This window comes from Buttiauxella sp. 3AFRM03 (assembly GCF_003675305.1).
Taxonomy (GTDB): Bacteria; Pseudomonadota; Gammaproteobacteria; order Enterobacterales; family Enterobacteriaceae; genus Buttiauxella; species Buttiauxella ferragutiae.
Map to the genome: position 1 here is coordinate 2,525,014 of NZ_CP033076.1, position 25,335 is coordinate 2,550,348.

Consider the following 25,335-nt stretch of genomic DNA (forward strand, 5'->3'; position numbering starts at 1 on the left):
TAATTAGCGATCGAAGGGAATAAAACTAAGCTGTGGATAAGTCTGTTCACAATAGTTTTTGAGGAACGTAAAAACCACCACCGACGCGACTTAGCGTTGTGGATAATTTGTACTGGATATTAGAATTTGGAGCGGGAAACGAGACTCGAACTCGCGACCCCGACCTTGGCAAGGTCGTGCTCTACCAACTGAGCTATTCCCGCTTGGGTGGTGCTGGCTGTAAAAGCCAAATCAAATTTTGGAGCGGGAAACGAGACTCGAACTCGCGACCCCGACCTTGGCAAGGTCGTGCTCTACCAACTGAGCTATTCCCGCTTGGGTGGTGCTGGCTGTAAAAAGCCTAATCAAATTTGGAGCGGGAAACGAGACTCGAACTCGCGACCCCGACCTTGGCAAGGTCGTGCTCTACCAACTGAGCTATTCCCGCTCTGTGTAACGCTGCAAATTCTGCATCGGTACGGGAGGCGCATTATACGAGAAATCGTTTTAGTCGCAAGCCCCTCAAAAGGTTTTTTTCACAAAATTAGTTTGAATGGCGATTTAAACGCCAAAATGATTAATATCTCAGCGATGGAGGAGTTTAGCTCCTCCCACACGCCTGTCAAAGCTTAATAAAATTCTCGCGATAGAATGCTAACTCAGCCACTGACTCACGAATATCGTCCATTGCCTGATGAGTGCCCTGCTTTTTGAAATCAGCCAAAATCTCAGGTTTCCAACGGCGCGCCAGCTCTTTGAGCGTACTGACATCCAGATAACGATAGTGGAAGTAAGCTTCCAGCTCAGGCATATACTTAAACAGGAAACGACGATCCTGGCCGATACTGTTACCACAGATTGGCGAGCTATTCGCTGGCACCCAAAGCTTTAGGAACTCAAGTGTTGCCAGTTCAGCTGCGCGGTCATCCTGGGTACTCGCTTTGACACGCTCAACCAGGCCACTTCCAGTATGAGTACGCACATTCCAGTCATCCATCAGCGCCAGTTGCTCATCAGACTGATGAACAGCAATGGTTGGTCCTTCAGCGAGGATATTCAAATTGGCATCAGTAACCAGAGTGGCGATTTCAATTATGCGATCCCGCTCGGGGTCCAGGCCGGTCATTTCTAAATCAATCCAAATGAGATTGTTTTCATTTCCACTCATGCTATTTTCCACCCTTCTTGTGCGTAGCCCACCCTTGTCGATGGGTTAACTCGTATAAAATAGTGTGTATCATAGAGGTTTTGCCCACTACGGGCGACCAGGAGCCAGTAAGATTGAGCAAAAATAAACTCTCCAAAGGACAGCAGCGCCGGGTTTCAGCAAACCACCAGCGTCGGCTTAAACAGACTGTGGAGAAAGCCGATCCCGACGACTCTCAGTTTGGTGAACCGCGCGATGGCCGCGTGATAAGCCGTTTCGGCCAACATGCCGATGTTGAATCTCTCGGTGGTGAAATTCACCGCTGCAATATTCGTCGCACCATCCGTTCGCTGGTGACTGGCGACAACGTGGTCTGGCGCCCAGCTAAAGAAGCGGCTGCCGGTGTCACGATTAAAGGCATTGTAGATGCAGTACATGAGCGCACTACCGTCCTGACGCGCCCTGATTTCTACGACGGCGTAAAACCTATTGCCGCTAATATCGACCAAATCATCGTGGTTTCCGCGATCTTGCCGGAGCTGTCACTGAATATTATTGACCGTTATCTGGTGGCGTGCGAAACGCTCGATGTCGAACCATTGCTGGTACTGAACAAAACCGACCTGCTGGACGAAGCAGGCCTGAAGTTCGTCAATGAACAAATGGATATCTACCGCAAGATTGGTTATCGCGTTCTGTTCGTTTCCAGCCACAAAGTTGAAGGTCTGAAAGAGCTTGAAGAAGCGTTGATTGGCCGCGTCAGTATTTTTGCCGGGCAATCAGGTGTGGGCAAATCCAGTCTGCTGAACAACCTTCTCGGCTTTAAAGAAGTCCAGATTCTGGTCAATGACGTTTCGGACAACTCCGGTTTAGGTCAACACACCACCACCGCTTCACGTCTGTATCACTTCCCGGGCGGCGGTGATGTTATCGACTCCCCAGGCGTGCGTGAGTTTGGTTTGTGGCACTTAGAGCCGGATCAGGTCACTCATGGGTTTACTGAATTCCACGACTATTTAGGTCGTTGCAAATACCGTGACTGCAGCCACACCAACGATCCAGGCTGCGCACTGCGCGAAGCTGTTGAACGTGGGGAAATCGCAGAAACGCGTTTCGATAACTACCACCGCATACTGGAAAGTATGTCCGAGGTAAAATCGCGTAAAACCTTTTCCGATACTGACCGCTGACAATTAAGCTGGGCATCGCTAAAATCGCGCTCCTTTTTGTGTATGCCCGCTTACATGTGTACTTAGCCAGGAGGCTATCTTGTTAGACAATTTTAAACTTTCACTCCAGTACATCCTGCCTAAACTTTGGCTGACACGCTTGGCAGGCTGGGGTGCGAGCAAACGAGCAGGCTGGTTAACCAAACTGGTTATCGATCTGTTCGTCAAATACTACAAAGTCGACATGAAGGAAGCACAGAAGCCGGACACCGCCAGCTACCGCACCTTCAACGAATTCTTCGTTCGCCCACTGCGTGACGATGTTCGCCCAGTGAACACCGACCCTAATGTGCTGGTGATGCCAGCAGATGGCGTAGTCAGCCAGTTAGGCCCAATTGAAGAAGACAAAATCTTGCAGGCAAAAGGCCATAATTACAGCCTCGAAGCCCTGCTCGCCGGTAACTACTTAATGGCAGATTTGTTCCGTAACGGTAGCTTCGTTACGACTTATCTGTCACCACGTGACTACCACCGCGTTCACATGCCTTGTAACGGTATTTTGCGTGAGATGATTTACGTGCCGGGCGACTTGTTCTCTGTGAACCATTTAACCGCGCAAAACGTGCCGAATCTGTTTGCCCGTAACGAACGCGTTATCTGCCTGTTTGATACCGAATTTGGCCCGATGGCCCAAATTCTGGTGGGTGCCACCATTGTTGGCAGCATCGAAACAGTCTGGGCTGGCACCATCACACCACCGCGTGAAGGCGTTATCAAACGCTGGACATGGCCTGCGGGCGAAAGCGAAGGTTCTGTGGCGCTGTTAAAAGGCCAGGAAATGGGTCGCTTTAAACTAGGTTCAACGGTTATTAACTTGTTCGCACCGGGTAAAGTGAACCTGGTTGAACAGCTGCAAAGCCTGTCTGCGACCAAAATTGGTGAGCCGCTGGCAATCTCGACTGAACCGATGAGTGAACCAGAAATTCCGGTAAGCGAAATTCCCGAACCAGAAGTGGCAGCTGAAGCGGACACACCAGAGAACAAACCAGACATCTAATAACGCTATTATCTCCAGCCCTCACCATGAGGGCTGGTTCATAAATAAGGGACTGACGTGCGCCTGATAATCACATTACTGATCGGTTGCTGCCTCAGCCTCGGTGCCTACGCCGCAACGGCCCCCGACGCCAAACAAATCACCCAGGAACTGGAACAAGCCAAATCTGCGAAGGATAAACCAGGCAGTGCTGAAACTGTGGAAGCTCTACAGGCGGCCCTTAATGCGCTTGATGAACGCAAAGTCTCCCTGGAACGAGCCACACAATATCAACAAGTTATAGATAACTTCCCCAAGCTTTCAGACACCTTGCGTCGACAAATCAATAATCAGCACGATGAACCACAAAAAGTGCCTGATGGCCTGTCGACCGATGCGTTAAATCAGGAAATCCTGCAAGTCAGTAGTCAGTTGCTGGATAAAAGCCGTCTTGCGCAGCAAGAGCAGGAACGCACCCGAGAAATCACCGACTCACTCAGCCAGCTCCCGCAGCAGCAAACTGATGCTCGCCGCCAGTTAAACGACGTTGAGCGTCGGATGGGAACCTTGCCAGCCACCAGCACACCATTAACTCAGGCGCAGAACATCGCTTTGCAGGCTGAAGCTTCACGCCTGAAAGCGTTAGTCGATGAACTGGAACTGGCACAATTGTCAGCCAGTAATCGCCAGGAACTCGCTCGCCTGCGGGCCGAGCTGGCCCAAAAACAGAGCGCACAGCTGGATGCTTATCTTCAGGCATTGCGTAACCAACTGAATAACCAGCGCCAGCGTGAAGCAGAACAAGCGCTGGAAAGCACCGAACTGTTGGCCGAAAGCAGCGCCAACCTGCCGCCAGAGATCGTTGCCCAGTTTAATAATAACCGCCAACTATCTCAGGCATTGAACCAACAAGCTCAGCGTATGGATTTAGTGGCCTCGCAGCAACGCCAGGCCTCCAGCCAGACGGTGCAAGTGCGCCAGGCACTTAATACGCTGCGCGAGCAATCACAATGGCTGGGCGTTTCAAACGTCCTCGGCGAAGCGCTGCGTGCTCAAGTAGCCCGTTTGCCTGAAATGCCAAAACCTCAGCAAGTGGATACCGAACTCGGCCAGTTGCGTGTCCAGCGTTTGCATTACGAAGACCTGCTGAGTAAACAACAACAGCTTATGCAAACTCGCCAAACCAATGGTCAGCCGCTCACCAGCGAGCAAAATCGTATTCTGGAAGCGCAACTACGTACCCAGCGCGAACTGCTCAATTCTTTGCTGCAAGGTGGCGATAACCTCATCCTTGAACTGACCAAGCTGAAAGTGGCGAACAGCCAACTGGAAGATGCACTCAAAGAGGTCAACGTAGCCACACACCGTTACCTGTTCTGGACCTCAGACGTTAGTCCAATAGGATTCGCCTGGCCGGTTGAGTTAGTGCAGGATTTACGCCGTCTGGTTTCAATGGATACCTTCAGCCAACTCGGCAGCGCTACCATGATGATGCTGACCAGCAAGGAAACACTGTTGCCGCTGTTTGGTGCCTTGATCCTCGTCGGTTTCAGTATTAGTTCGCGCCGCCATTTCACCGCTTTCCTGGACCGCTCAAGCGCCAAAGTCGGTAAAGTGACGCAGGATCATTTCAGCTTAACCTTGCGCACCGTGTTCTGGTCGATTCTGGTGGCGCTCCCGCTGCCGGTGCTATGGGCAACGCTCGGTTTCGGGCTTCAGGCTGCGTGGCCGTATCCCCTCGCGGTGGCAATTGGTGATGGTGTAACCGCCACCGTTCCCTTGCTGTGGGCCGTGATGATTTGTGCCACGTTTGCGCGCCCTAACGGTTTGTTCATCGTGCATTTTGGCTGGCCGCAACAACGTGTGGCCCGCGCGATGCGTTACTACCTGATGAGTATCGGCCTGATCGTGCCACTGATTATGGCATTGATTATGTTTGATAATCTTAGCGATCGTGAATTCTCAGGCTCACTTGGGCGGCTGTGCTTTATTTTGATTTGTGGTGCGTTAGCGCTGGTGACCTTAAGCCTGAAACGTGCGGGTATACCGCTGTATCTGGATAAACAAGGCAATAGCGAAAACATCGCGAACACCGTGCTGTGGAACCTGCTGCTTGCCGCTCCATTAGTGGCAATTCTGGCGGCCATGGTCGGTTACCTAGCGACCGCACAGGCCTTGCTTGCCAGGCTGGAAACCTCAGTCGCTATCTGGTTCCTGCTGCTGGTGGTCTACCATATCATCCGCCGCTGGATGCTGATTCAGCGTCGCCGCCTGGCGTTTGATCGTGCAAAACATCGCCGTGCTGAAATCCTCGCCCAGCGTGCGCGTGGCGAAGAAGAAACCACTCATAGCCTCAGCGCAGAAAGTTCTGCTGAAACCATCGAAGAACAGGAAATCGATCTGGATACCATCAGTGTGCAGTCACTGCGCCTGGTGCGGTCGATTCTGATGCTGATTGCACTGTTGTCGGTCATTGTATTGTGGTCAGAAATCCATTCCGCCTTTGGCTTCCTTGAGAACATCACCTTGTGGGATGTGACCTCAACCGTACAAGGCGTGGAAAGCCTTGAGCCGATTACGCTTGGTGCGGTGTTGATTGCGATTCTGGTGCTGATTATCACCATGCAGTTGGTGCGTAATTTTCCCGCACTGCTTGAACTCGCGCTGCTACAGCATCTGGATTTAGCCCCTGGTACTGGTTATGCGATTACTACCGTCACCAAATATCTGCTGTTACTGGTGGGGACGTTGGTCGGTTTCTCGATGATTGGTATCGAATGGTCGAAATTGCAGTGGCTGGTCGCCGCCCTCGGTGTGGGTTTAGGTTTTGGTTTACAGGAGATTTTTGCCAACTTTATCTCTGGCCTGATTATCTTGTTCGAAAAGCCGATTCGTATTGGCGATACCGTGACGATCCGCGATCTCACCGGTAGCGTCACCAAGATCAATACCCGTGCCACGACGATCAGCGACTGGGATCGTAAAGAGATCATCGTACCGAACAAGGCGTTTATCACCGAGCAGTTCATCAACTGGTCGCTGTCGGATTCGGTAACGCGTGTGGTGTTAACCGTTCCAGCCCCGTCGGATGCGAACAGCGAAGAAGTGACGAGGGTGCTGTTACAGGCAGCTGAGCGTTGTTCACTGGTGATTGATAACCCAGCGCCAGAAGCATTCCTGGTGGATTTACAGGCGGGTATTCAGATTTTTGAGCTGCGTATTTATGCCGCTGAGATGAACCACCGTATGCCACTGCGTCACGAGATTCATCAGTTAATTCTGCAAGGGTTCCGCGAACACGGAATCGAGCTACCGTTCCCACCATTCCAGATGCGTCTGGATACTTTAGGCGGGCAACGTAGCAGTAAAACGCTGACATCTTCGGGGAAAGCAGGCAGGACGCCGGGGAGTTTGTAAGCAAGGTCGCCCTCATCCCAGCCTTCTCCCCCAGGAGAAGGAGAAAACCGGTACCGCCCTGAGGGGGGAGAACACCAGACTATCCCCTCTCCCTCAGGGAGAGGGCCAGGGTGAGGGTGGTTTAAGCGCGATCTACCGGAAACGCCAGCACATCGGCCAGGCTTTCAGCCTTCAGAGCCAACATAATCAAACGATCCACACCTAACGCCACGCCTGAGCAATCTGGCAAACCTGCCTTCAACGCTTCCAACAAATTCACATCAATTGGTTGCTGCGGCAAACCGCGAGCGGCACGTTTACGGTTATCCTGCTCGAAACGCTGCTGCTGCTCACGCGCATCGGTTAATTCGTGGAAACCATTCGCCAGCTCAATACCTCGGAAGTAAACCTCAAAGCGCTCAGCTACACGATGGTCTTCGGTGCTGATCTGTGCAAGAGCGGCCTGGCTTGCCGGGAAGTGGTACACAAACGTCGGTTTATCTTTACCAATATGCGGCTCGACACCCATGCTGAAAAGCAGTTGCAGCAAGGTGTCACGGTCTTCTTCCTGATCGGCAATGTTGCTTAAATCGAGTTTTCTCGCCACTTCGCGCAGCTGGGTTTTGTCCGCAGAAAGCGGGTCAATTTCCAGGTGGCGTTGGAAAGCCTGCTGATAAGAGAGCGTTTCTGCCGCATCAGTTTCCAGAACCTGTTGCAGTAAATCATCCACTTCATTCATCAGACGATACATATCGTAGCAAGGGCGGTACCACTCCAGCATGGTGAATTCTGGATTATGGTGGCGACCCATTTCTTCGTTACGGAAACTGCGGCACAACTGGAATACCGGGCCAATGCCCGCCGCCAGCAGGCGTTTCATGTGATATTCCGGGCTGGTCATCAGGTACAAATTGACGCCCTGAGCGTGGCCTGGGCCAACAAAACGGGTTTCAAACGGGAACAGGTTAATATCTGTAACCGTTGCCTGGCTCATGCAGGGTGTTTCCACCTCCAGTACACCGCGATCGGCAAAAAAACGCCGAATAACCGCCATGATCGCGGCGCGTTTCAACAGGTTGGGGATGGATGCGCTCGGCTGCCAAGTGGCCGTTTCGCTCATGGTGGAATCTCCGTATACAAACAAGGCGGAGAAGTCTACTCGCAACACTCCAGGGAGACAAATTTTGCCTGGTAAATTTTCATCAGCCTACGAACCGATTTGGCAGTAAAAATTTGAATTTCGTGACCTGACTCATCATCAAAATTAATTAATTACCGATCTGAACAGCAAAAAAATCGAACACGTCAAATTTCCTTAATATGCCTACGGCTATAATCCGCTACCTACAAAGGAGCAGGGATAACCCTTTCGCGTAGCTAGCGCCGTATTGGTGAACTACCTTTGGTTACATTAGCTATACGAAATCACTAAAATCTGGAGGAATGTCGTGCAAACCTTTCAAGCCGATCTCGCCATAATAGGCGCTGGCGGAGCGGGCTTACGAGCAGCCATTGCGGCAGCACAAGCCAATCCACAAGCCAAAATCGCTCTGATCTCCAAAGTCTACCCAATGCGTAGCCACACCGTGGCCGCTGAAGGGGGTTCTGCCGCCGTTGCGCAGGATCACGACAGTTTCGAATACCATTTTAATGACACCGTAGCCGGTGGTGACTGGTTGTGCGAGCAAGATGTGGTCGACTACTTCGTCCATCAATGCCCAACCGAAATGACACAGCTGGAGCAATGGGGTTGCCCATGGAGCCGCCGTCCGGACGGTTCCGTAAACGTGCGTCGCTTCGGTGGCATGAAGATTGAGCGTACCTGGTTTGCCGCGGATAAAACCGGCTTCCATATGCTCCACACCCTGTTCCAGACTTCATTACAGTTCCCGCAGATCCAGCGTTTTGACGAGCATTTCGTGCTCGATATTCTGGTGGACGACGGCGCAGCACGTGGCCTGGTCGCCATGAATATGATGGAAGGCACGCTGGTGCAAATCCGCGCGAATGCCGTGGTAATGGCAACCGGCGGTGCAGGTCGTGTTTACCGCTACAATACCAATGGCGGCATCGTGACCGGTGATGGTATGGGCATGGCGTTAAGCCACGGCGTACCGCTACGCGATATGGAATTCGTGCAATATCACCCAACTGGCCTGCCAGGCTCCGGCATTCTGATGACAGAAGGCTGCCGTGGTGAAGGTGGTATTCTGGTCAACAAAGATGGCTATCGCTATCTGCAAGATTACGGCATGGGGCCAGAAACTCCGCTTGGCGAACCACGTAACAAGTACATGGAACTTGGCCCACGCGACAAAGTTTCTCAAGCCTTCTGGCACGAATGGCGCGCAGGCCGCACCGTTCCGACGCCACGTGGCGATGTGGTCTATCTCGACCTGCGTCATCTGGGCGAGAAAAAACTCCTCGAACGCCTGCCGTTTATCTGCGAATTGTCCAAAGCGTATGTTGGCGTCGATCCGGTTAAAGAGCCGATTCCAGTTCGCCCTACCGCGCACTACACCATGGGTGGTATCGAAACGGATAGCCAATGCGAAAGCCGTATCAAAGGGCTGTTTGCCGTCGGCGAATGTTCTTCCGTTGGTCTACATGGTGCAAACCGTCTGGGTTCTAACTCTCTTGCTGAGCTGGTGGTGTTTGGCCGTATGGCGGGCGAAAGTGCCATGAAGCGCGCGAACGAAGCGCAGCCTGCGAATGATACCGCGCTGAATGCGCAAGCCGCTGATGTCGAAACGCGTTTGAAGAAACTGGTTAATCAGGAAGGCAATGAAAACTGGTCGAAAATCCGCGATGAAATGGGCCTGTCGATGGAAGAAGGCTGCGGTATTTATCGCACCCCAGAGCTGATGCAGAAAACCATCGATAAACTGTCTGAGCTGCAAGAACGCTTCAAACGCGTACGCATCACCGATACCTCCAGCGTGTTTAATACCGATTTGCTCTACACCATCGAGCTGGGCCACGGCCTGAACGTTGCGGAATGTATGGCGCACTCGGCAATGGCGCGTAAAGAGTCTCGCGGCGCACACCAGCGTTTAGACGAAGGTTGTACCGAGCGTGATGACGTTAACTTCCTGAAGCACACTCTCGCTTTCCGTGACGCAGATGGAACGACACGTCTGGAATACAGTGATGTGAAAATCACCACTTTGCCACCGGCTAAACGCGTCTACGGTGCGGAATCCGAAGCAGCCGACAAGAAGAAGGAGACGTCGAATGGCTGATGTGATGAAGACTCTGAAGATTGAAGTGATGCGCTACAACCCGGAAACGGACAGCGAGCCACACAGTGCTATCTACGAAGTGCCTTATGATGAACAAACCTCGCTGCTTGATGCGCTGGGTTACATCAAAGACAATTTGGCACCAGACCTGACCTACCGCTGGTCGTGCCGTATGGCTATCTGCGGCTCTTGCGGCATGATGGTCAACCGTGTACCGAAACTGGCTTGTAAAACCTTCCTGCGTGAATACACGCAAGGTATGAAGGTTGAAGCGCTGGGGAACTTCCCTATCGAGCGCGATTTAGTCGTCGACATGACTCACTTTATCGAAAGCCTGGAAGCGATTAAGCCTTACATCATCGGCAACACGCGTACGCCAGATCAGGGGCCAAACACCCAAACCCCGGCACAGATGGCGAAATACCATCAGTTCTCCGGCTGCATCAACTGTGGCCTGTGCTATGCAGCTTGCCCACAGTTTGGTTTGAATCCTGAGTTCATTGGCCCGGCGGCCATTACGCTTGCTCATCGTTACAACCTGGATAACCGCGACCATGGCAAGAAAGAGCGTATGGCGCAGCTCAACGGCCAGAACGGCGTCTGGAGTTGCACTTTCGTGGGCTACTGCTCCGAGGTGTGCCCGAAACACGTCGATCCGGCAGCTGCCATCCAGCAGGGTAAAGTCGAAAGCTCGAAAGACTTTTTGATTGCCACCCTGAAACCACGCTAAGGAGTGCAAAATGACTACGAAACGTAAGCCATATGTACGGACGATGACTCCGACCTGGTGGCAAAAACTGGGCTTCTACCGTTTCTATATGATTCGCGAAGGAACATCGGTGCCAACCGTGTGGTTCAGTATTCTGCTGATCTGCGGTCTGTTTTCGCTGAAAAGTGGCCCGGAAAGTTGGGCGGGATTTGTCAGTTTTCTGCAAAACCCGATTGTGGTTATCCTCAATCTGATCACCTTAGCGGCGGCTTTACTGCATACCAAAACCTGGTTTGAACTGGCACCGAAGGCCGCCAATATCATCATTAAAGATGAGAAAATGGGGCCAGAGCCGGTGATTAAAGGATTGTGGGCGGTGACCATTGTCGCCACTGTCGTCATTCTGTTTGTTGCACTGTTCTGGTAAGGGGACGTCATGATTAATCCAAATCCAAAACGCTCCGACGAGCCGGTATTCTGGGGTCTGTTTGGCGCAGGCGGCATGTGGGGGGCGATCATCGCTCCGGTAATCGTGTTGCTGGTTGGCATTATGCTGCCGCTGGGTCTGTTCCCGGACGATGCTTTGGGCTATGAGCGTGTGCTGGCATTTTCGCAAAGCCTGATTGGCCGCCTGTTCATCTTCCTGATGATTGTGCTGCCGTTATGGTGTGGGCTTCACCGTATCCACCACGCGATGCACGACCTGAAAATTCACGTGCCGTCTGGCAAGTGGGTGTTCTACGGTCTTGCTGCCATTCTGACCGTCGTGACCTTTATCGGTGTGATCACTCTCTAATCACATTGATTGTCAACAAGGCCTGCCATTGCGCAGGCCTTTTTATTTGTACCGGCCAGAACTAAAGTGTCGTTTTATGGAGGAATACCAATGATGAACAAAACTCTCAGCTGTGCGCTGCTACTCACGGCCTCTTGCTCGACGTTTGCCGCCCCGAATACGCTGACTGAAAAACAGATTGCCCAGACAGTCGACCGTGTCATCGCACCGCTACTCAAACAGCAGAGTATTCCAGGCATGGCGGTCGCCGTGATTTATCAGGGAAAACCGTATTACTTCACTTATGGCAAAGCTGATATCAGCCAAAATTTACCGGTGACGAAAGAGACATTATTTGAGCTCGGCTCAGTCAGTAAGACCTTTACTGGCGTGCTGGGCGGCGATATCGTCGCGCGCGGTGAAATTAAACTGAGCGATCCGGCAATCAAGTACTGGCCTGAATTAACCGGTAAACAATGGAAAGATATAAACCTGCTGCATCTTGCCACCTATACCGCAGGAGGCTTGCCGTTGCAGGTGCCTGATGACGTCACCAGCCCGGCTTCCCTGCTCCACTTTTACCAGACCTGGCAGCCGCAGTGGGCACCGGGGACGACTCGTCTGTATGCCAATTCCAGCATCGGCCTTTTCGGTGCGCTGGCAGTGAAACCGTCAGGATTGAGCTTTGAAGAGGCGATGACCGAACGTGTTTTCCAGCCGTTGAACCTGTCACATACCTGGATAAAAGTGCCCGCCTCTGAAGAAAGAAATTACGCCTGGGGTTACCGTGACGGTAAGGCTGTGCACGTTTCACCAGGCATGCTGGATTCTGAAGCCTATGGTGTGAAATCGACGATTACAGACATGGCGAGCTGGATGCAGGCCAATATGCAGCCTGACCAGGTCGGTGATAAAACACTGCGCCAGGGAATTGAACTCGCGCAATCGCGCTACTGGCGAGTGGGCAACATGTATCAGGGCTTAGGTTGGGAAATGCTCAACTGGCCGGTTGAGGCCAAAACCATCGTTGATGGCAGCGATAACAAAGTGGCGCTCGCCCCACAAAAAGCCGTAGCCATCGACCCGCCAGCACCTGTTGTTAAGACATCCTGGGTCCACAAAACTGGCTCAACCGGGGGATTTGGTACTTATGTGGCATTTATCCCTGAGCAACAGCTAGGCATTGTGATGCTGGCAAATAAAAGTTATCCCAACCCCGAGCGCGTAAAAGCCGGGTATACCATCCTCGAAGCATTGCAGTAATATATTCAGGCCTGCACCGCAGGCCGATTTATTTCCGTCCACACGCCGCAATTTTTCCCGCCGCAATCTACACTTAGCAAAAAACAAACAAGGATTTTGCTATGCGCATCTGGCCGATTATCACCACCCTTGCAGTTGCGTTTCTTGTTGTCTCCTGTAGTTCCCCTACTCCACCACCAGGCACCACGGTAGTTAATAACTTTGACGCTAAACGGTATCTCGGTAAGTGGTATGAAATTGCCCGCTTCGACCATAAGTTTGAAAGTGGATTGAATCAAGTGACCGCCACTTACAGCACCATGGATGACGGCGGTATTCGGGTGATAAACAGAGGTTTTAACCCAGACAGGCAAATGTGGCAGCAAAGTGTTGGCAAAGCGTATTTTACGGGTGACCCGAGCCGTGCGGCACTGAAAGTCTCGTTCTTTGGGCCGTTTTACGGTGGCTATAACGTGATTGCGATAGATAAAGATTACCGACACGCACTGGTGTGTGGGCCGGATAAAGACTATCTGTGGATATTGTCACGCACGCCAACCATCAGCCCTGAAGTGAAACAGCAAATGCTGAAAATCGCCGCACAACAGGGCTTCCAGGTTGAAAAATTACTGTGGATTAAACAACCCAGTAGTTAATGGGTGCTGAGTTTCAGGCCAATAATCCCGAGAACAATCAACGCCAGGCTCGCGATGCGGGCCAGGCTTGCTGATTCGCCTAACAGTAAAATACCTGTAGTGGCTGCACCCACGGCACCAATTCCCGTCCAGACCGCGTAAGCCGTACCGGTCGGCAGCGTTTTCATTGACCATGACAGCAACGCGACACTTACAACCATTGCCACCACTGTGATAACGCTAGGCCATAAGCGAGTGAACCCGTGGGTATATTTGAGGCCGACAGCCCAGACAACTTCTAATAAACCAGCAATAACAAGAATCAACCAGGCCATAAACAGCTCCAGCAATGGGGCCGTCCCCGGAATCAAGAAGCGCTTATGGGTCGTCCCATAAGGCTGGTGAGGGCGTTATTTTAACAACCCAGCGAGCTTAGAACAGCCAAAAAAACACTTTGTTATCACAAAACCAGTAACGTTTAGTTGCCATGCTGAGTGAGTGCTTGACGCTAAGCCGAGAATTGACTGCTAATTAACCCGCAAATCCGCAATTCATTTCCGATGTTTTCTTCATATTATAATGTTTTCTCGCACATTCAGAAAAGGCTGTAATAGTGAGTCACGCGAACGGTAAGTATGAATAAGATATTGTTAGTGGACCGTTGTCATTATAGTCGACAAGGTTTTAAAAGCTGGCAGAGTCACAATATGGCCTTTTCCATTGCTGAAACGGACAATTTACTTTTAGCTCGTGAAAAAATAATACAGTGGCGACCAAACCTTGTTATTGCTGACTTCACCAGTTTTGCCAGCTCATTACATAATGTCCAGCAACTCTCCTCTATTTATTCAGCTTGCGGCAAGTCAATACGTTTAATGTTGCTGAATAGTATGCGTCACGTGAAGATTGAAGAATATTGCCTGTCGCAAGGCTCACATTCGATATATAGCAAATCTACACCATTACCTGAGCTTTATGCGGCCATTCAAACGCAACTCAGTACCCGGCCACCGTTTCACACTGGGCAGCAGTACACTTCGCCCTTGCTGACACTACGTGAGGAGAGGATATTAAAACTGTGGACCGATGAAGCCAATAATGATTTTATTGCCAGAATGATGGGGATAAGTACCAAGACAGTTTATACCTACAAGCGAAATATCCGCATGAAACTTGGTATTAATAATCGCTTTTCATTGTTTATAGAACAACACCAATAATAAAAATTAACAGCGGTACGGGCTTGATACCGTACCGCCAGCTAATATATTAATTTTGTGCTTTTGTTGCTGCACCAGAAATCGCCTGACCACCATCCTGAATATCTTCACCCATACCTTTAGTCGTATTACACGCAGTCAGTAACGATGAAAGCACTATGAGAGAAAAAAACGCTGCAATAGTTTTCTTAATCATAACCGTATCCTTTTTTGACGATATTGTTTGTGTATAGCAGTTAAAGCATAGTCAAAAAATGGCAGTCTGAGGGAAAAAGCAGGTTTTTAGGAGTGTTGGAAATTACTTGTTTGCTGCACGTTCAATTGAGCCGCCAAGGTGCTTAAGATCTTCACCAAAGCCGCGAGTGGTGTTACAACCGGCGAGAAATGAGGCTAACAACGTGATGAAAAGTAAATGTTTAATCAAACGGTTCATCTTCCCTGCCTTTTGCAAGCAGCGGTGAAGCATGCAATGCCTCACCGCCAACCTTCACGTATTACTTAACGCGAGAAACATATTCGCCAGAGCGAGTGTCAACTTTGATGACTTCGCCAATCTGAACGAACAAAGGTACTTTAACGACAGCACCAGTAGACAGTGTTGCAGGTTTACCGCCGGTACCAGCAGTATCACCTTTCAGACCTGGATCAGTTTCAACGATTTCCAGCTCTACGAAGTTTGGTGGCTGAACAGCGATAGGACGGCCGTTCCACAGGGTCACGATACACTCGGCCTGGTCAAGCATCCATTTAGCGTTATCACCGATAGCCTTCTCATCTGCAGCCAGCTGCTCAAAGGTTTCGTTGTTCATGAAGTGGTAGAACTCACCGTCGTTGTACAGGTAAGTCAGGTTCATATCTACAACGTCTGCGCCTTCAGCGGAGTCGGTAGATTTGAAGGTTTTCTCAACGCGGGTGCCTGTCAGCAGGCGGCGCATTTTAACGCGAGCAAAGGCCTGGCCTTTACCTGGTTTCACGAATTCACTGGATTCGACTGCGTAAGGTTCGCCTTCGAACATGATTTTAAGACCGGCACGAAAATCGTTGCTAGAATAAGTCGCCATAAGGCCCTCTGAAATTGTTAATTGGTAGCTTAGCCAAAAAATGGCACACATTGTAACCCTAAATCCCCCCCGCAGAGAAGATTGGTTAACGCAACTTGCCGATGTTATAACCGATCCTGACGAACTGCTGCATATTTTAGAGCTAGACGCTGACAAAGAGTTGCTGGCGGGACGTGATGCACGTCGACTTTTTGCCTTGCGTGTCCCACGGGCATTTGTCGCTCGCATGGGAAAAGGCAACCCGAACGACCCACTCTTACGCCAGGTGTTAACCGCCAAAGAGGAGTTTATTGCCGCTCCGGGCTTTAGCACCGATCCGCTGGAGGAACAACACAGCGTAGTACCGGGCCTGCTGCACAAATACCGCAACCGTGCGTTGTTGCTGGTAAAAGGCGGTTGTGCGGTCAATTGCCGTTATTGCTTCCGTCGCCATTTCCCCTATTCCGATAACCAGGGAAACAAACGCAACTGGCAGGCGGCTATCGCTTATATCAGCGAGCATCCGGAACTGGACGAGATTATTTTCTCCGGCGGCGACCCGTTGATGGCAAAAGATCACGAGCTGGATTGGTTATTCAGTGAACTGGAAGCAATCCCGCATATTAAGCGCTTACGCATCCACAGCCGCTTGCCGATTGTTATCCCGGCGCGCATCACTGACACGCTGGTCGAACGCATCGCTGGTTCCCGGTTGCAGGTTATTTTGGTTAACCATATCAATCATGCCAATGAGATTGGGGATGAATTTACCGCATCCATGAAGCACCTGCGCCAGGCGGGCGTAACACTGCTTAACCAAAGCGTGCTGTTGCGCGATGTGAACGACAATGCGCAGACACTCGCAGATTTGAGTAATGCGTTGTTCGATTCCGGAGTGATGCCTTATTACCTGCACGTATTGGATAAAGTACAGGGTGCGGCACATTTTATGGTCAGTGACGACCAGGCAAGATTGATTATGCGTGAACTGCTGACGTTGATTTCAGGCTATATGGTGCCGAAACTGGCACGTGAGATTGGCGGTGAGCCGAGCAAAACACCGATAGATTTGCAGTTGCGCCAGAGCTGATCGTTTTCGAGAATTTCGCCCTCACCCTAACCCTCTCCCCGAGGAGAGGGAAATGTACGATTTCTCCCTCGCCCTTTTAGGGAGAGGGTCGGGGTGAGGGTGGTTTCACCCAAAAATCAGTTCGGGCACTTATAAACCTGGCCAGTCATGGTGCTGGCAGTCGGAGCAAAGCTCGACAGCAAGTTTTGAGTCGGGCTGCTCACGCCATACAGCACGTTACCGCCCATCGCCGCTGCGTTATTACGCAGAGCATTTGCTGCGCCACGCATAGAACCGCCTTCACCGCCATGCTGCCCGGAAAACCAGTTACTTTGCTCACCGGTTGCGTTTCCTAATAACTGGCATTCGGTGCCTGGCTTATCCTCAACAAAACGGACGCCTTGCCCACCAGCAGAAAGATCGTTGCTAGTGCTACAGCCTGCCAGCAGCAGCGCTGCTACAGCCATTCCTGCTGAAACTTTAATGCGCATGTTGTTCCCCGTTATCAATGCTGTCTTGAAAAGTAGCGGGCCACCATCGCCCGGTGAGATCTTATACCAGACTGTGACCAAAAAGAAAAAACCCTCAGACATTTCTGACTGAGGGTTTTCTTAACACGGTGTTACAAACACATCAGTGTTTGGGCAATTACATCATGCCGCCCATGCCACCCATACCGCCCATACCTGCGCCACCTAAATCAGGGCCGTCAGATTTTGGCATATCGGTAATCATGCACTCAGTGGTAATCATCAGGCCAGCTACAGAGGCTGCGTACTGCAGAGCAGAACGAGTCACTTTAGTTGGATCCAGAATACCCATGTCGATCATGTTGCCGTATTCTTCAGTTGCTGCGTTGTAACCGTAGTTACCGTCACCCGCTTTCACGTTGTTAGCAACAACAGATGGCTCTTCGCCGCAGTTCAGAACGATTTGACGCAGTGGGGATTCCATTGCGCGCAGCGCAACTTTGATACCCACGTTCTGGTCTTCGTTCTGGCCACGCAGTTCAGACAGTTTAGACGCTACGCGAATCAGCGCAACACCACCACCGGCAACCACGCCTTCTTCAACCGCAGCACGGGTCGCGTGCAGGGCATCTTCAACGCGTGCTTTCTTCTCTTTCATTTCAACTTCGGTAGCAGCACCGACTTTGATGACTGCAACGCCGCCAGCCAGTTTAGCTACGCGCTCTTGCAGTTTTTCACGGTCGTAATCAGAAGTTGCTTCTTCGATCTGCTGACGAATCTGAGACACACGGCCCTGGATTGCAGCTTCTTCGCCATTACCATCGATGATGGTCGTGGTGTCTTTGTTGATAACGATACGCTTAGCAGTACCCAGATCTTCCAGGGTCGCTTTTTCCAGCTCCATACCGATCTCTTCAGAGATGACGGTACCGCCAGTCAGAGTAGCGATATCTTGCAGCATGGCTTTACGACGGTCGCCGAAACCAGGTGCTTTAACCGCAGCAACTTTCACGATGCCACGCATGGTGTTAACCACCAGAGTCGCCAGCGCTTCGCCTTCAACATCTTCAGCGATGATCAGCAGTGGTTTGCCAGCTTTCGCAACGGCTTCCAGAACTGGCAGCATTTCACGGATGTTGGAGATTTTTTTGTCAGCCAGCAGAATGAACGGGCTTTCCAGTTCGATAGAACCGGTTTCTGGCTTGTTGATGAAGTACGGAGACAGGTAGCCACGGTCGAACTGCATACCTTCTACAACGTCCAGCTCGTCTTGCAGGCCGGTGCCTTCTTCAACGGTGATAACGCCTTCTTTGCCTACTTTCTCCATCGCTTCAGCGATAAGTTGACCCACGGTTTCGTCGGAGTTAGCAGAGATAGTACCAACCTGAGCGATTGCTTTAGAGTCAGAGCAAGGAACAGACAGAGCTTTCAGCTCTTCAACAGCAGCGATAACAGCTTTATCGATACCGCGCTTCAGGTCCATTGGGTTCATGCCTGCAGCAACAGCTTTCAGGCCTTCAGTGATGATGGACTGAGCCAGCACGGTTGCAGTGGTAGTACCGTCGCCTGCCGCGTCGTTCGCTTTAGAGGCAACTTCTTTAACCATCTGTGCACCCATGTTCTCGAACTTGTCTTCCAGTTCGATTTCACGCGCTACAGAAACACCATCTTTAGTGATAGTCGGTGCACCGAAAGATTTATCCAGAACCACGTTACGGCCTTTAGGACCGAGGGTAACTTTCACTGCATCTGCCAGTACGTTAACGCCACGCAGCATTTTCACACGAGCGTCATTACCGAATTTTACGTCTTTAGCTGCCATTCTTAACTTTCCTTAAATTCGTTTATGTTCGTTCAGTTTTTGCGCGGATTACGCTTCAACAATTGCCAGGATGTCGCTTTCTGCCATGATCAACACTTCTTCATTGTCGATCTTCTCAGACTTAACACCGTAGCCATCGTTGAAAATCACGATGTCGCCGACTTTTACGTCCAGCGGTTGCACGTTACCGTTTTCCAGAATGCGGCCTTTACCGACAGCGATGATTTCGCCACGAGTTGATTTACCAGCTGCACTGCCAGTCAGAACGATGCCGCCTGCAGATTTAGATTCAACTTCTTTACGCTTGACGATGACACGGTCATGTAATGGACGAATACTCATGTGATAGCTCTCCTTTGAGAAAGTCTGTATCAGTGTTTGGGTAACGCCGGCCCAAAATGGGTTATCGGCTGGTGACCTGAGAGATGGGGATGCGCCTTCCCCCTTCAAGGGGGGAAAACAAAAAAATTTTCGATTTTTAACGATTGTGACGATCGTCGTTGTCATGATCGTCGAGCTGTTTTGGTGCATCATCTTTACGTTGATACTCACCATCGAACGTTGAACCACCACCAGCGCCCGCACTAAAACCACCACCTGGAGTGCGTGAGAAACGCAAATGAGGCATCAGCTTCAGCGTGAGGTGTTTCTGTACTGGTGGCAGTAACAGCAATAAACCGAGGAAGTCCGTAAAGAAGCCAGGCAACAGTAACAGCAAACCGGCGATGATCAACGAAACACTTTTAATCATCTCTGCCGCCGGGCTTTCACCCACCGCCATTTTCTGCTGCATCAGCATGAAATTCTTAAAGCCCTGGTTGCGAACCAGTGACATACCTATAACTGAGGTGAATATCACCAGCACCAGCGTCAGGAAAACTCCCATCACATGGGCGACTTGAATAAACAACGAGATCTCTATGTAAACATAGAGGAAAACGGCAATTAACGGTATCCAGCGCACCGTGCACTCCTGTCATTGGGAAAGTCTGTAGCAAGCGCCATCAAGCACTTGCGGGAAATTAGTTGGCTATTTAGCCAGATAAAAGAGATGGCGGCGTCTTAGTCAAAAATCAATCTATCTGCCGTATTATTTTTCTGGAAATTTTCAACAATTGATCGGCATCACATATTAATAATTGTTATGTGAGCTGGTGTTTATTAAGTGATCCAGATTACTGCATTTCTCTATCATCAGCATATCATCACTGCGTGGTGACCGAATATGGACATAATCGTCGGTCTATTCATCGCACGACCAAAGATCCTGTTCGTGCAATGATCAATCAATGGCAGCTTTAATTAAGAAGGTTCACATGTTAAATAACATTCGTATCGAAGAAGATTTGTTGGGTACCAGGGAAGTGCCAGCGGATGCCTATTATGGTGTTCATACTCTGAGAGCGATTGAAAACTTCTACATAAGCAACAGCAAAATCAGTGACATACCTGAATTTGTACGTGGTATGGTAATGGTTAAGAAAGCAGCGGCAATGGCGAACAAGGAGTTGCAAACCATTCCGAAAAGCATCGCGAACACCATTATCCAGGCTTGCGATGAAGTTCTGAATAACGGCAAATGTATGGACCAATTCCCGGTGGACGTTTACCAGGGCGGTGCCGGTACTTCCGTTAACATGAATACCAACGAAGTGCTCGCCAACATTGGGCTTGAGCTGATGGGCCACCAGAAAGGTGAGTACCAGTACCTGAACCCGAACGACCATGTCAACAAATGCCAGTCCACCAACGATGCTTACCCAACCGGTTTCCGCATCGCGGTGTACGCCTCTATTGTGAAACTGATTGATGCAATCAATCAATTAGGCGACGGCTTCCAGAACAAAGCGGTTGAGTTCGAAAACGTCCTGAAAATGGGTCGTACCCAGTTGCAGGATGCCGTGCCGATGACGCTGGGCCAGGAATTCCATGCGTTCAACGTCCTGTTGACTGAAGAAACCCGCAATCTGCTGCGTACTGCAGAATTACTGCTGGAAGTTAACCTTGGTGCGACCGCCATCGGGACTCGTCTGAACACCCCAGAAGGTTACCAGCAACTGGCTGTGCAGAAACTGGCTGAAGTCAGCAACCTGGCCTGTGTTCCGGCTGAAGACTTGATTGAAGCGACGTCTGACTGTGGCGCATACGTGATGGTTCACAGCTCGCTGAAACGCCTGGCAGTGAAATTGTCGAAGATCTGTAATGACCTTCGCCTGCTATCTTCCGGCCCGCGCTCTGGTCTGAACGAAATCAACCTGCCAGAACTGCAAGCCGGCTCTTCTATTATGCCTGCGAAAGTAAACCCGGTAATTCCAGAAGTGGTTAACCAGGTTTGCTTCAAAGTCATTGGCAACGACATCACCGTCACCATGGCTTCCGAAGCAGGTCAGTTGCAGTTGAACGTGATGGAGCCAGTGATTGGCCAGGCAATGTTCGAATCTATCCACATTCTGACTAACGCTTGCTACAATCTGCTGGAAAAATGCATCAACGGCATTACCGCGAACAAAGAAGTCTGCGAAAGCTACGTCTACAACTCGATTGGTATCGTGACTTATCTGAACCCGTTCATTGGCCACCATAATGGCGATATCGTAGGGAAGATTTGTGCTGAAACTGGCAAGAGCGTGCGTGAAGTCGTGCTGGAGCGCGGGTTACTCACCGAAGCCGAGCTGGATGATATTTTCTCTATTAACAACCTGATGCACCCAGTTTATAAAGCGAAACGTTATACCGATGAAAATGAACAGTAGTCTTAACAGGTGTTAATAAAAGGCACGTCCATTGGACGTGCCTTTTTCATTTGTACGTTCAACAAAAACACAACATATAATTATCAAATAATCAAACACAAGGAAGGCAGTTATGTTTGGAGCAGAACTCGTTATCGTGCTGTTAGCGATATATCTCGGAGCCAGACTCGGCGGCATAGGCATTGGCTTTGCTGGCGGTTTTGGCGTACTGATTTTAACTCTTGTTTTTCAAGTTAAACCTGGTGCGATTCCGTTCGATGTTATCGAAATTATCATGGCAGTTATTGCCGCAATTGCCGCCATGCAGGTGGCCGGGGGAATGGACTATCTGGTCAGCCTTGCAGAAAAACTACTGCGTCGCCATCCTAAATACATCACCTTCCTCGCCCCGTTGGTCACCTGGTTTATGACCATTCTTGCGGGAACAGGCCACACCGCGTTCTCCACGCTGCCGGTGATTACTGAAGTCGCGAAAGAGCAAGGGATTCGCCCATCGCGTCCACTGTCTATCGCGGTTGTCGCTTCGCAAATTGCCATTACCGCCTCGCCGATTTCTGCAGCGGTGGTGTTCTTCTCTGGCATCCTTGAGCCAATGGGCATCAGCTATCTGACATTGCTCGGCATCTGTATTCCTGTGACGCTGGTTGCCGTCATGCTGACAGCGATTGTTTGTAACTTCCTCGGTTGCGAACTGAAAGACGATCCGGTTTACCAGGAACGCCTCGCCAAAGGTGAAGTGAAACTGCGTGGCAGCAGCGTGTTTGTGCTGAAGCCACACGCTAAACGCTCTGTGCTGCTGTTCCTGATCGGCATTGTCGCCGTGATGTTCTACGCCACTGCCATCAGCGATACCGTTGGCCTGATTCAAAACCCAATCCTGCCGCGTAACGAAGCGATTGTGGTGTTCATGCTGACCATCGCCACGCTTATCTGCGTCACCTGTAAAATTGATACTGGCGAAATCCTTAATGCCAGCACCTTCAAATCGGGTATGAGTGCCTGTATCTGTGTGCTGGGTGTGGCATGGCTGGGTGATACCTTCGTCAAAAACCATATTCAGGATATTCAGGCCGTTGCAGGCGACTTACTACAAAGCTATCCGTGGTTGTTAGCGGTAGTGCTGTTCTTCGCCGCCACACTGCTCTACTCCCAAGCGGCGACCACCAAAGCATTGATGCCAGCGGCGCTGATGCTCGGCGTGAGCCCACTGACCGCTATCGCTTCGTTCGCTGCGGTATCTGCGTTGTTCGTCTTGCCGACCTACCCAACCTTGTTGGCGGCGGTGGAAATGGACGACACCGGCTCAACACGAATTGGTAAGTACGTGTTTAACCACGCGTTCCTGGTTCCTGGCGTTATCGCCATTACGTTGTGCGTCATCCTCGGCTTTATCGTCGGTGGTTTGGTTCTGTAAATCTTTCAAAACACGGGTCGTACAGCGGCCCGTTTAACACCTCCCCCCGCTTCACCGTGCTATAGTCAACCGCTGTTTCCCCCGGATACGAGGTTAGCTATGCCGAACACTCAGGCTGTTGTCATCCTTTGTACTGCCCCAGACGAAGCCACCGCTCAGGAACTCGCAGCCCTAATGCTGGCTGAAAAACTAGCAGCCTGCGTCACAATATTGCCCGGTGCCACTTCGTTGTATTACTGGGAGGGAAAAATGGAACAGGAGTATGAGGTGCAGATGTTGCTCAAAAGCGATATCGACCATCAAGAAGCCTTGATCGCGTGTCTCAAATCGCATCACCCATACCAAACCCCTGAATTACTGGTTCTGCCAGTTACCCACGGAGATAGTGATTACCTCTCATGGCTCTACGCATCTTTGCGCTAATCTTTGCGCTATTCAGCACTCACGCTTTTGCAGGTCTGTTCGATAACCAGAGCAAATCCCAATTTGTTCCTGTCGATCAGGCTTTTGCGTTCGATTTTCAGCAGTCTGGAAACCAGCTTAACCTCAACTGGCAGATAAAACCGGGCTACTACCTTTATCGCCAGCAAATCAAACTCAACCCGACTCAGGCCGAACTCACCCCGCTGGAATTACCAAAAGGCAGCTGGCATGAGGACGAGTTCTACGGTAAGACCGAGATTTACACTCAACAGCTCAATCTGCCCGTCATCGTTCAATCTGCGGCCAAAGGCGCGACTATCAGCGTGACTTATCAGGGCTGTGCCGAAGCGGGCTTTTGTTACCCGCCGGAGACACGTGTGGTGCCGCTGAGTGAAGTGGTTGTATCGGCTGAGGGACGCCCTCACCCTAACCCTCTCCCCCAGGAGAGGGGACAAACCAGTGCCGACTCAGAACCGTCTTCCTCCCTCTCCCCTGCGCCTACCGCGGAACCGCCTTCCTCCCTCTCCCCTGGGGAGAGGGCCGGGGTGAGGGGTACAGACAACACCGCCCCAACCCAACTGCCCTTCTCCGCACTGTGGGCATTCTTAATCGGCATCGGCATCGCCTTCACGCCTTGCGTGCTGCCAATGTACCCGCTGATTTCCGGCATCGTGCTCGGCGGTAAACAGCGTTTATCCACCACCCGCGCGCTGCTGCTAACCTTTGTCTACGTACAAGGTATGGCGCTGACCTACACCGCATTGGGTCTGGTGGTTGCCGCCGCCGGGCTGCAATTCCAGGCCACACTTCAACATCCTTATGTGCTGATCGGCCTGTCTGCACTGTTTGTGTTGCTCGCCGCGTCGATGTTCGGGTTATTCACCCTGCAACTGCCGTCCTCGCTGCAAACCCGCCTGACGCTAATGAGTAATCGCCAACAAGGGGGTTCCGCAGGTGGCGTATTTGCGATGGGCGCATTAGCCGGATTGATTTGCTCTCCCTGCACCACCGCGCCGCTGAGCGCCATTCTGCTGTACATCGCCCAAAGCGGGAACCTGTGGCTGGGTGGTGGCACGCTGTATCTCTATGCGCTGGGCATGGGCCTGCCGCTGATGCTGATCACTGTTTTTGGCAACCGCCTGCTGCCAAAAAGCGGCCCGTGGATGGAAACAGTCAAAACGGCTTTTGGTTTTGTGATCCTCGCACTACCAGTATTCCTGCTGGAACGCATACTGGGAGAGACATGGGGGATTCGTTTGTGGGGATTACTCGGCGTAGCGTTCTTTAGCTGGGCGTTTATCACCAGCCTGCAAGCCAGCAAATCATGGATGCGTATCGTGCAGATAATCCTGCTCGGTGCGGCGCTGGTCTGTGCTCGCCCGCTGCAAGACTGGGCATTTGGCACCTCCGTCGCCGCAAACCAGGCACATATTAATTTCACAAAGATTACCAACGTTGAACAGCTCGACGCAGCACTCGCCAATGCCAAAGGCCAACCGGTGATGCTCGATTTGTACGCCGACTGGTGTGTGGCCTGCAAAGAATTTGAGAAATACACTTTTAGCGATCCGAAAGTGCAAAAACACCTGGCAAATACTGTTTTATTGCAGGCTGATGTCACTGCCAATAACGCGCAGGATGTCGCCCTGTTAAAGCATTTACAGGTTTTAGGACTGCCAACGATTTTGTTCTTTGATGGACAAGGCCATGAGCAGACTGGCGCACGCGTTACCGGTTTTATGGATGCAGACACCTTTAGTACGCATTTGCAGAATCTGGCGCCGTAAATAACAC

Annotated in this window: 25 protein-coding genes and 3 tRNA genes; 15 read left to right on the plus strand and 13 right to left on the minus strand. The window is 51.1% G+C overall.

Annotated features, from left to right (window positions below):
* Positions 1-127 precede the first annotated feature (127 nt).
* The 4 genes from D8682_RS13315 to orn all read right to left on the minus strand — a co-directional run bounded on the left by D8682_RS13315 (position 128) and on the right by orn (position 1,147).
* Positions 128-203, minus strand: a tRNA-Gly gene (locus D8682_RS13315).
* Between the two features lie 36 nt (positions 204-239).
* Positions 240-315: transfer RNA gene (locus D8682_RS13320), tRNA-Gly, on the minus strand.
* Between the two features lie 36 nt (positions 316-351).
* Positions 352-427: transfer RNA gene (locus tag D8682_RS13325), tRNA-Gly, on the minus strand.
* A 174-nt stretch (positions 428-601) separates the two neighbouring features.
* Entirely contained in the window at positions 602-1,147 is a 546-nt protein-coding gene (gene orn, locus D8682_RS13330; RefSeq protein WP_064540773.1) for an oligoribonuclease, read from the minus strand.
* Positions 1,148-1,260: 113 nt separating this feature from the next.
* Between orn and rsgA the strand changes: the two genes are divergently transcribed.
* From rsgA to mscM, 3 genes are all read left to right on the plus strand, one after another.
* Complete coding sequence (gene rsgA, locus D8682_RS13335) at positions 1,261-2,316, plus strand: small ribosomal subunit biogenesis GTPase RsgA (protein WP_064540777.1); 1,056 nt, start codon at positions 1,261-1,263, stop codon at positions 2,314-2,316.
* Positions 2,317-2,395: 79 nt separating this feature from the next.
* Positions 2,396-3,352, plus strand: a complete 957-nt coding sequence (gene asd, locus D8682_RS13340) for an archaetidylserine decarboxylase (RefSeq protein ID WP_121814471.1) — start codon at positions 2,396-2,398, stop codon at positions 3,350-3,352.
* Between the two features lie 57 nt (positions 3,353-3,409).
* A complete protein-coding gene (gene mscM, locus D8682_RS13345) occupies positions 3,410-6,748 on the plus strand; it encodes a miniconductance mechanosensitive channel MscM (RefSeq protein ID WP_121814472.1) in 3,339 nt (1,112 codons plus the stop codon).
* A gap of 121 nt (positions 6,749-6,869) precedes the next feature.
* Here mscM and epmA read toward each other — a convergent pair whose 3' ends face one another.
* Positions 6,870-7,847, minus strand: a complete 978-nt coding sequence (epmA, locus tag D8682_RS13350; RefSeq protein WP_064540787.1) for an elongation factor P--(R)-beta-lysine ligase — start codon at positions 7,845-7,847, stop codon at positions 6,870-6,872.
* Positions 7,848-8,175: 328 nt separating this feature from the next.
* Here epmA and frdA point away from each other — a divergent pair, with 328 nt between their 5' ends.
* The 6 genes from frdA (at position 8,176) to D8682_RS13380 (ending at position 13,351) form a co-directional block, all read left to right on the plus strand.
* Positions 8,176-9,969, plus strand: a complete 1,794-nt coding sequence (frdA, locus tag D8682_RS13355) for a fumarate reductase (quinol) flavoprotein subunit (protein WP_064540790.1) — start codon at positions 8,176-8,178, stop codon at positions 9,967-9,969.
* Positions 9,962-10,699, plus strand: a complete 738-nt coding sequence (locus D8682_RS13360; protein ID WP_064540792.1) for a succinate dehydrogenase/fumarate reductase iron-sulfur subunit — start codon at positions 9,962-9,964, stop codon at positions 10,697-10,699. The genes frdA and D8682_RS13360 overlap by 8 nt, the downstream gene beginning before the upstream one ends.
* 10 nt (positions 10,700-10,709) lie before the next feature.
* The gene (gene frdC, locus D8682_RS13365) at positions 10,710-11,105 is read left to right on the plus strand and encodes a fumarate reductase subunit FrdC (protein WP_064540794.1); all 396 of its coding nucleotides are present in this window, start codon (positions 10,710-10,712) and stop codon (positions 11,103-11,105) included.
* A 9-nt stretch (positions 11,106-11,114) separates the two neighbouring features.
* Positions 11,115-11,474, plus strand: a complete 360-nt coding sequence (gene frdD / locus D8682_RS13370) for a fumarate reductase subunit FrdD (protein ID WP_121814473.1) — start codon at positions 11,115-11,117, stop codon at positions 11,472-11,474.
* 90 nt (positions 11,475-11,564) lie between these two features.
* Positions 11,565-12,716, plus strand: a complete 1,152-nt coding sequence (gene ampC, locus D8682_RS13375) for a CMY2/MIR/ACT/EC family class C beta-lactamase (protein WP_121814474.1) — start codon at positions 11,565-11,567, stop codon at positions 12,714-12,716.
* Between the two features lie 101 nt (positions 12,717-12,817).
* Positions 12,818-13,351 carry a lipocalin family protein gene (locus D8682_RS13380; RefSeq protein WP_064540802.1) on the plus strand — a complete coding sequence of 178 codons (534 nt, stop codon included), beginning with the start codon at positions 12,818-12,820 and terminating at the stop codon, positions 13,349-13,351.
* On the opposite strand, the gene sugE is transcribed toward D8682_RS13380, so the two are convergent.
* Positions 13,348-13,665: a quaternary ammonium compound efflux SMR transporter SugE gene (gene sugE, locus D8682_RS13385; protein ID WP_064540805.1), complete on the minus strand. Its 318-nt coding sequence runs from the start codon at positions 13,663-13,665 to the stop codon at positions 13,348-13,350. The genes D8682_RS13380 and sugE overlap by 4 nt on opposite strands.
* A gap of 372 nt (positions 13,666-14,037) precedes the next feature.
* On the opposite strand from sugE, the gene D8682_RS13390 reads away from it, so the two are divergent.
* A complete protein-coding gene (locus D8682_RS13390) occupies positions 14,038-14,550 on the plus strand; it encodes a LuxR C-terminal-related transcriptional regulator (RefSeq protein WP_232887174.1) in 513 nt (170 codons plus the stop codon).
* A gap of 49 nt (positions 14,551-14,599) precedes the next feature.
* Here D8682_RS13390 and ecnB read toward each other — a convergent pair whose 3' ends face one another.
* The 3 genes from ecnB to efp form a co-directional block, all read right to left on the minus strand.
* Positions 14,600-14,746, minus strand: a complete 147-nt coding sequence (gene ecnB / locus D8682_RS13395) for a lipoprotein toxin entericidin B (RefSeq protein WP_034492730.1) — start codon at positions 14,744-14,746, stop codon at positions 14,600-14,602.
* A 102-nt stretch (positions 14,747-14,848) separates the two neighbouring features.
* Positions 14,849-14,983, minus strand: a complete 135-nt coding sequence (locus D8682_RS13400; RefSeq protein ID WP_064540811.1) for an entericidin A/B family lipoprotein — start codon at positions 14,981-14,983, stop codon at positions 14,849-14,851.
* A 61-nt stretch (positions 14,984-15,044) separates the two neighbouring features.
* Entirely contained in the window at positions 15,045-15,611 is a 567-nt protein-coding gene (gene efp, locus D8682_RS13405; protein WP_064540813.1) for an elongation factor P, read from the minus strand.
* A 40-nt stretch (positions 15,612-15,651) separates the two neighbouring features.
* Here efp and epmB point away from each other — a divergent pair, with 40 nt between their 5' ends.
* Positions 15,652-16,680: an EF-P beta-lysylation protein EpmB gene (gene epmB / locus D8682_RS13410; RefSeq protein WP_064540816.1), complete on the plus strand. Its 1,029-nt coding sequence runs from the start codon at positions 15,652-15,654 to the stop codon at positions 16,678-16,680.
* 116 nt (positions 16,681-16,796) lie between these two features.
* Here epmB and D8682_RS13415 read toward each other — a convergent pair whose 3' ends face one another.
* From D8682_RS13415 to D8682_RS13430, 4 genes are all read right to left on the minus strand, one after another.
* Positions 16,797-17,168 carry a DUF4156 domain-containing protein gene (locus D8682_RS13415; RefSeq protein WP_269811616.1) on the minus strand — a complete coding sequence of 124 codons (372 nt, stop codon included), beginning with the start codon at positions 17,166-17,168 and terminating at the stop codon, positions 16,797-16,799.
* Between the two features lie 139 nt (positions 17,169-17,307).
* Positions 17,308-18,951, minus strand: a complete 1,644-nt coding sequence (groL, locus tag D8682_RS13420) for a chaperonin GroEL (protein ID WP_064540821.1) — start codon at positions 18,949-18,951, stop codon at positions 17,308-17,310.
* A gap of 48 nt (positions 18,952-18,999) precedes the next feature.
* On the minus strand, positions 19,000-19,293 hold the full coding sequence (locus tag D8682_RS13425) for a co-chaperone GroES (protein ID WP_034461121.1): 294 nt from the start codon (positions 19,291-19,293) through the stop codon (positions 19,000-19,002).
* A gap of 136 nt (positions 19,294-19,429) precedes the next feature.
* The gene (locus D8682_RS13430) at positions 19,430-19,915 is read right to left on the minus strand and encodes an FxsA family protein (RefSeq protein ID WP_064540825.1); all 486 of its coding nucleotides are present in this window, start codon (positions 19,913-19,915) and stop codon (positions 19,430-19,432) included.
* A gap of 352 nt (positions 19,916-20,267) precedes the next feature.
* Here D8682_RS13430 and aspA point away from each other — a divergent pair, with 352 nt between their 5' ends.
* The 4 genes from aspA (at position 20,268) to D8682_RS13450 (ending at position 25,328) form a co-directional block, all read left to right on the plus strand.
* Positions 20,268-21,704, plus strand: a complete 1,437-nt coding sequence (aspA, locus tag D8682_RS13435; RefSeq protein WP_064540828.1) for an aspartate ammonia-lyase — start codon at positions 20,268-20,270, stop codon at positions 21,702-21,704.
* A 112-nt stretch (positions 21,705-21,816) separates the two neighbouring features.
* On the plus strand, positions 21,817-23,118 hold the full coding sequence (locus tag D8682_RS13440; RefSeq protein WP_064540830.1) for an anaerobic C4-dicarboxylate transporter: 1,302 nt from the start codon (positions 21,817-21,819) through the stop codon (positions 23,116-23,118).
* A 99-nt stretch (positions 23,119-23,217) separates the two neighbouring features.
* Positions 23,218-23,541: a divalent cation tolerance protein CutA gene (gene cutA / locus D8682_RS13445; protein ID WP_121814475.1), complete on the plus strand. Its 324-nt coding sequence runs from the start codon at positions 23,218-23,220 to the stop codon at positions 23,539-23,541.
* The gene (locus D8682_RS13450) at positions 23,517-25,328 is read left to right on the plus strand and encodes a protein-disulfide reductase DsbD (RefSeq protein WP_121814476.1); all 1,812 of its coding nucleotides are present in this window, start codon (positions 23,517-23,519) and stop codon (positions 25,326-25,328) included. The genes cutA and D8682_RS13450 overlap by 25 nt, the downstream gene beginning before the upstream one ends.
* Positions 25,329-25,335: the final 7 nt, after the last annotated feature.

Coding starts and splice junctions, on each gene's coding strand:
- ecnB (WP_034492730.1), bottom strand. CDS start 14,746: ATGATTAAGAAAACTATTGCAGCGTTTTTTTCTCTCATAGTGCTTTCA.
- D8682_RS13425 (WP_034461121.1), bottom strand. CDS start 19,293: ATGAGTATTCGTCCATTACATGACCGTGTCATCGTCAAGCGTAAAGAA.
- epmA (WP_064540787.1), bottom strand. CDS start 7,847: ATGAGCGAAACGGCCACTTGGCAGCCGAGCGCATCCATCCCCAACCTG.
- D8682_RS13400 (WP_064540811.1), bottom strand. CDS start 14,983: ATGAACCGTTTGATTAAACATTTACTTTTCATCACGTTGTTAGCCTCA.
- sugE (WP_064540805.1), bottom strand. CDS start 13,665: ATGGCCTGGTTGATTCTTGTTATTGCTGGTTTATTAGAAGTTGTCTGG.
- frdC (WP_064540794.1), top strand. CDS start 10,710: ATGACTACGAAACGTAAGCCATATGTACGGACGATGACTCCGACCTGG.
- orn (WP_064540773.1), bottom strand. CDS start 1,147: ATGAGTGGAAATGAAAACAATCTCATTTGGATTGATTTAGAAATGACC.
- aspA (WP_064540828.1), top strand. CDS start 20,268: ATGTTAAATAACATTCGTATCGAAGAAGATTTGTTGGGTACCAGGGAA.
- D8682_RS13450 (WP_121814476.1), top strand. CDS start 23,517: ATGGCTCTACGCATCTTTGCGCTAATCTTTGCGCTATTCAGCACTCAC.
- D8682_RS13360 (WP_064540792.1), top strand. CDS start 9,962: ATGGCTGATGTGATGAAGACTCTGAAGATTGAAGTGATGCGCTACAAC.
- cutA (WP_121814475.1), top strand. CDS start 23,218: ATGCCGAACACTCAGGCTGTTGTCATCCTTTGTACTGCCCCAGACGAA.
- D8682_RS13380 (WP_064540802.1), top strand. CDS start 12,818: ATGCGCATCTGGCCGATTATCACCACCCTTGCAGTTGCGTTTCTTGTT.
- D8682_RS13440 (WP_064540830.1), top strand. CDS start 21,817: ATGTTTGGAGCAGAACTCGTTATCGTGCTGTTAGCGATATATCTCGGA.
- ampC (WP_121814474.1), top strand. CDS start 11,565: ATGATGAACAAAACTCTCAGCTGTGCGCTGCTACTCACGGCCTCTTGC.
- efp (WP_064540813.1), bottom strand. CDS start 15,611: ATGGCGACTTATTCTAGCAACGATTTTCGTGCCGGTCTTAAAATCATG.
- groL (WP_064540821.1), bottom strand. CDS start 18,951: ATGGCAGCTAAAGACGTAAAATTCGGTAATGACGCTCGTGTGAAAATG.
- D8682_RS13390 (WP_232887174.1), top strand. CDS start 14,038: ATGGCCTTTTCCATTGCTGAAACGGACAATTTACTTTTAGCTCGTGAA.
- frdD (WP_121814473.1), top strand. CDS start 11,115: ATGATTAATCCAAATCCAAAACGCTCCGACGAGCCGGTATTCTGGGGT.
- epmB (WP_064540816.1), top strand. CDS start 15,652: ATGGCACACATTGTAACCCTAAATCCCCCCCGCAGAGAAGATTGGTTA.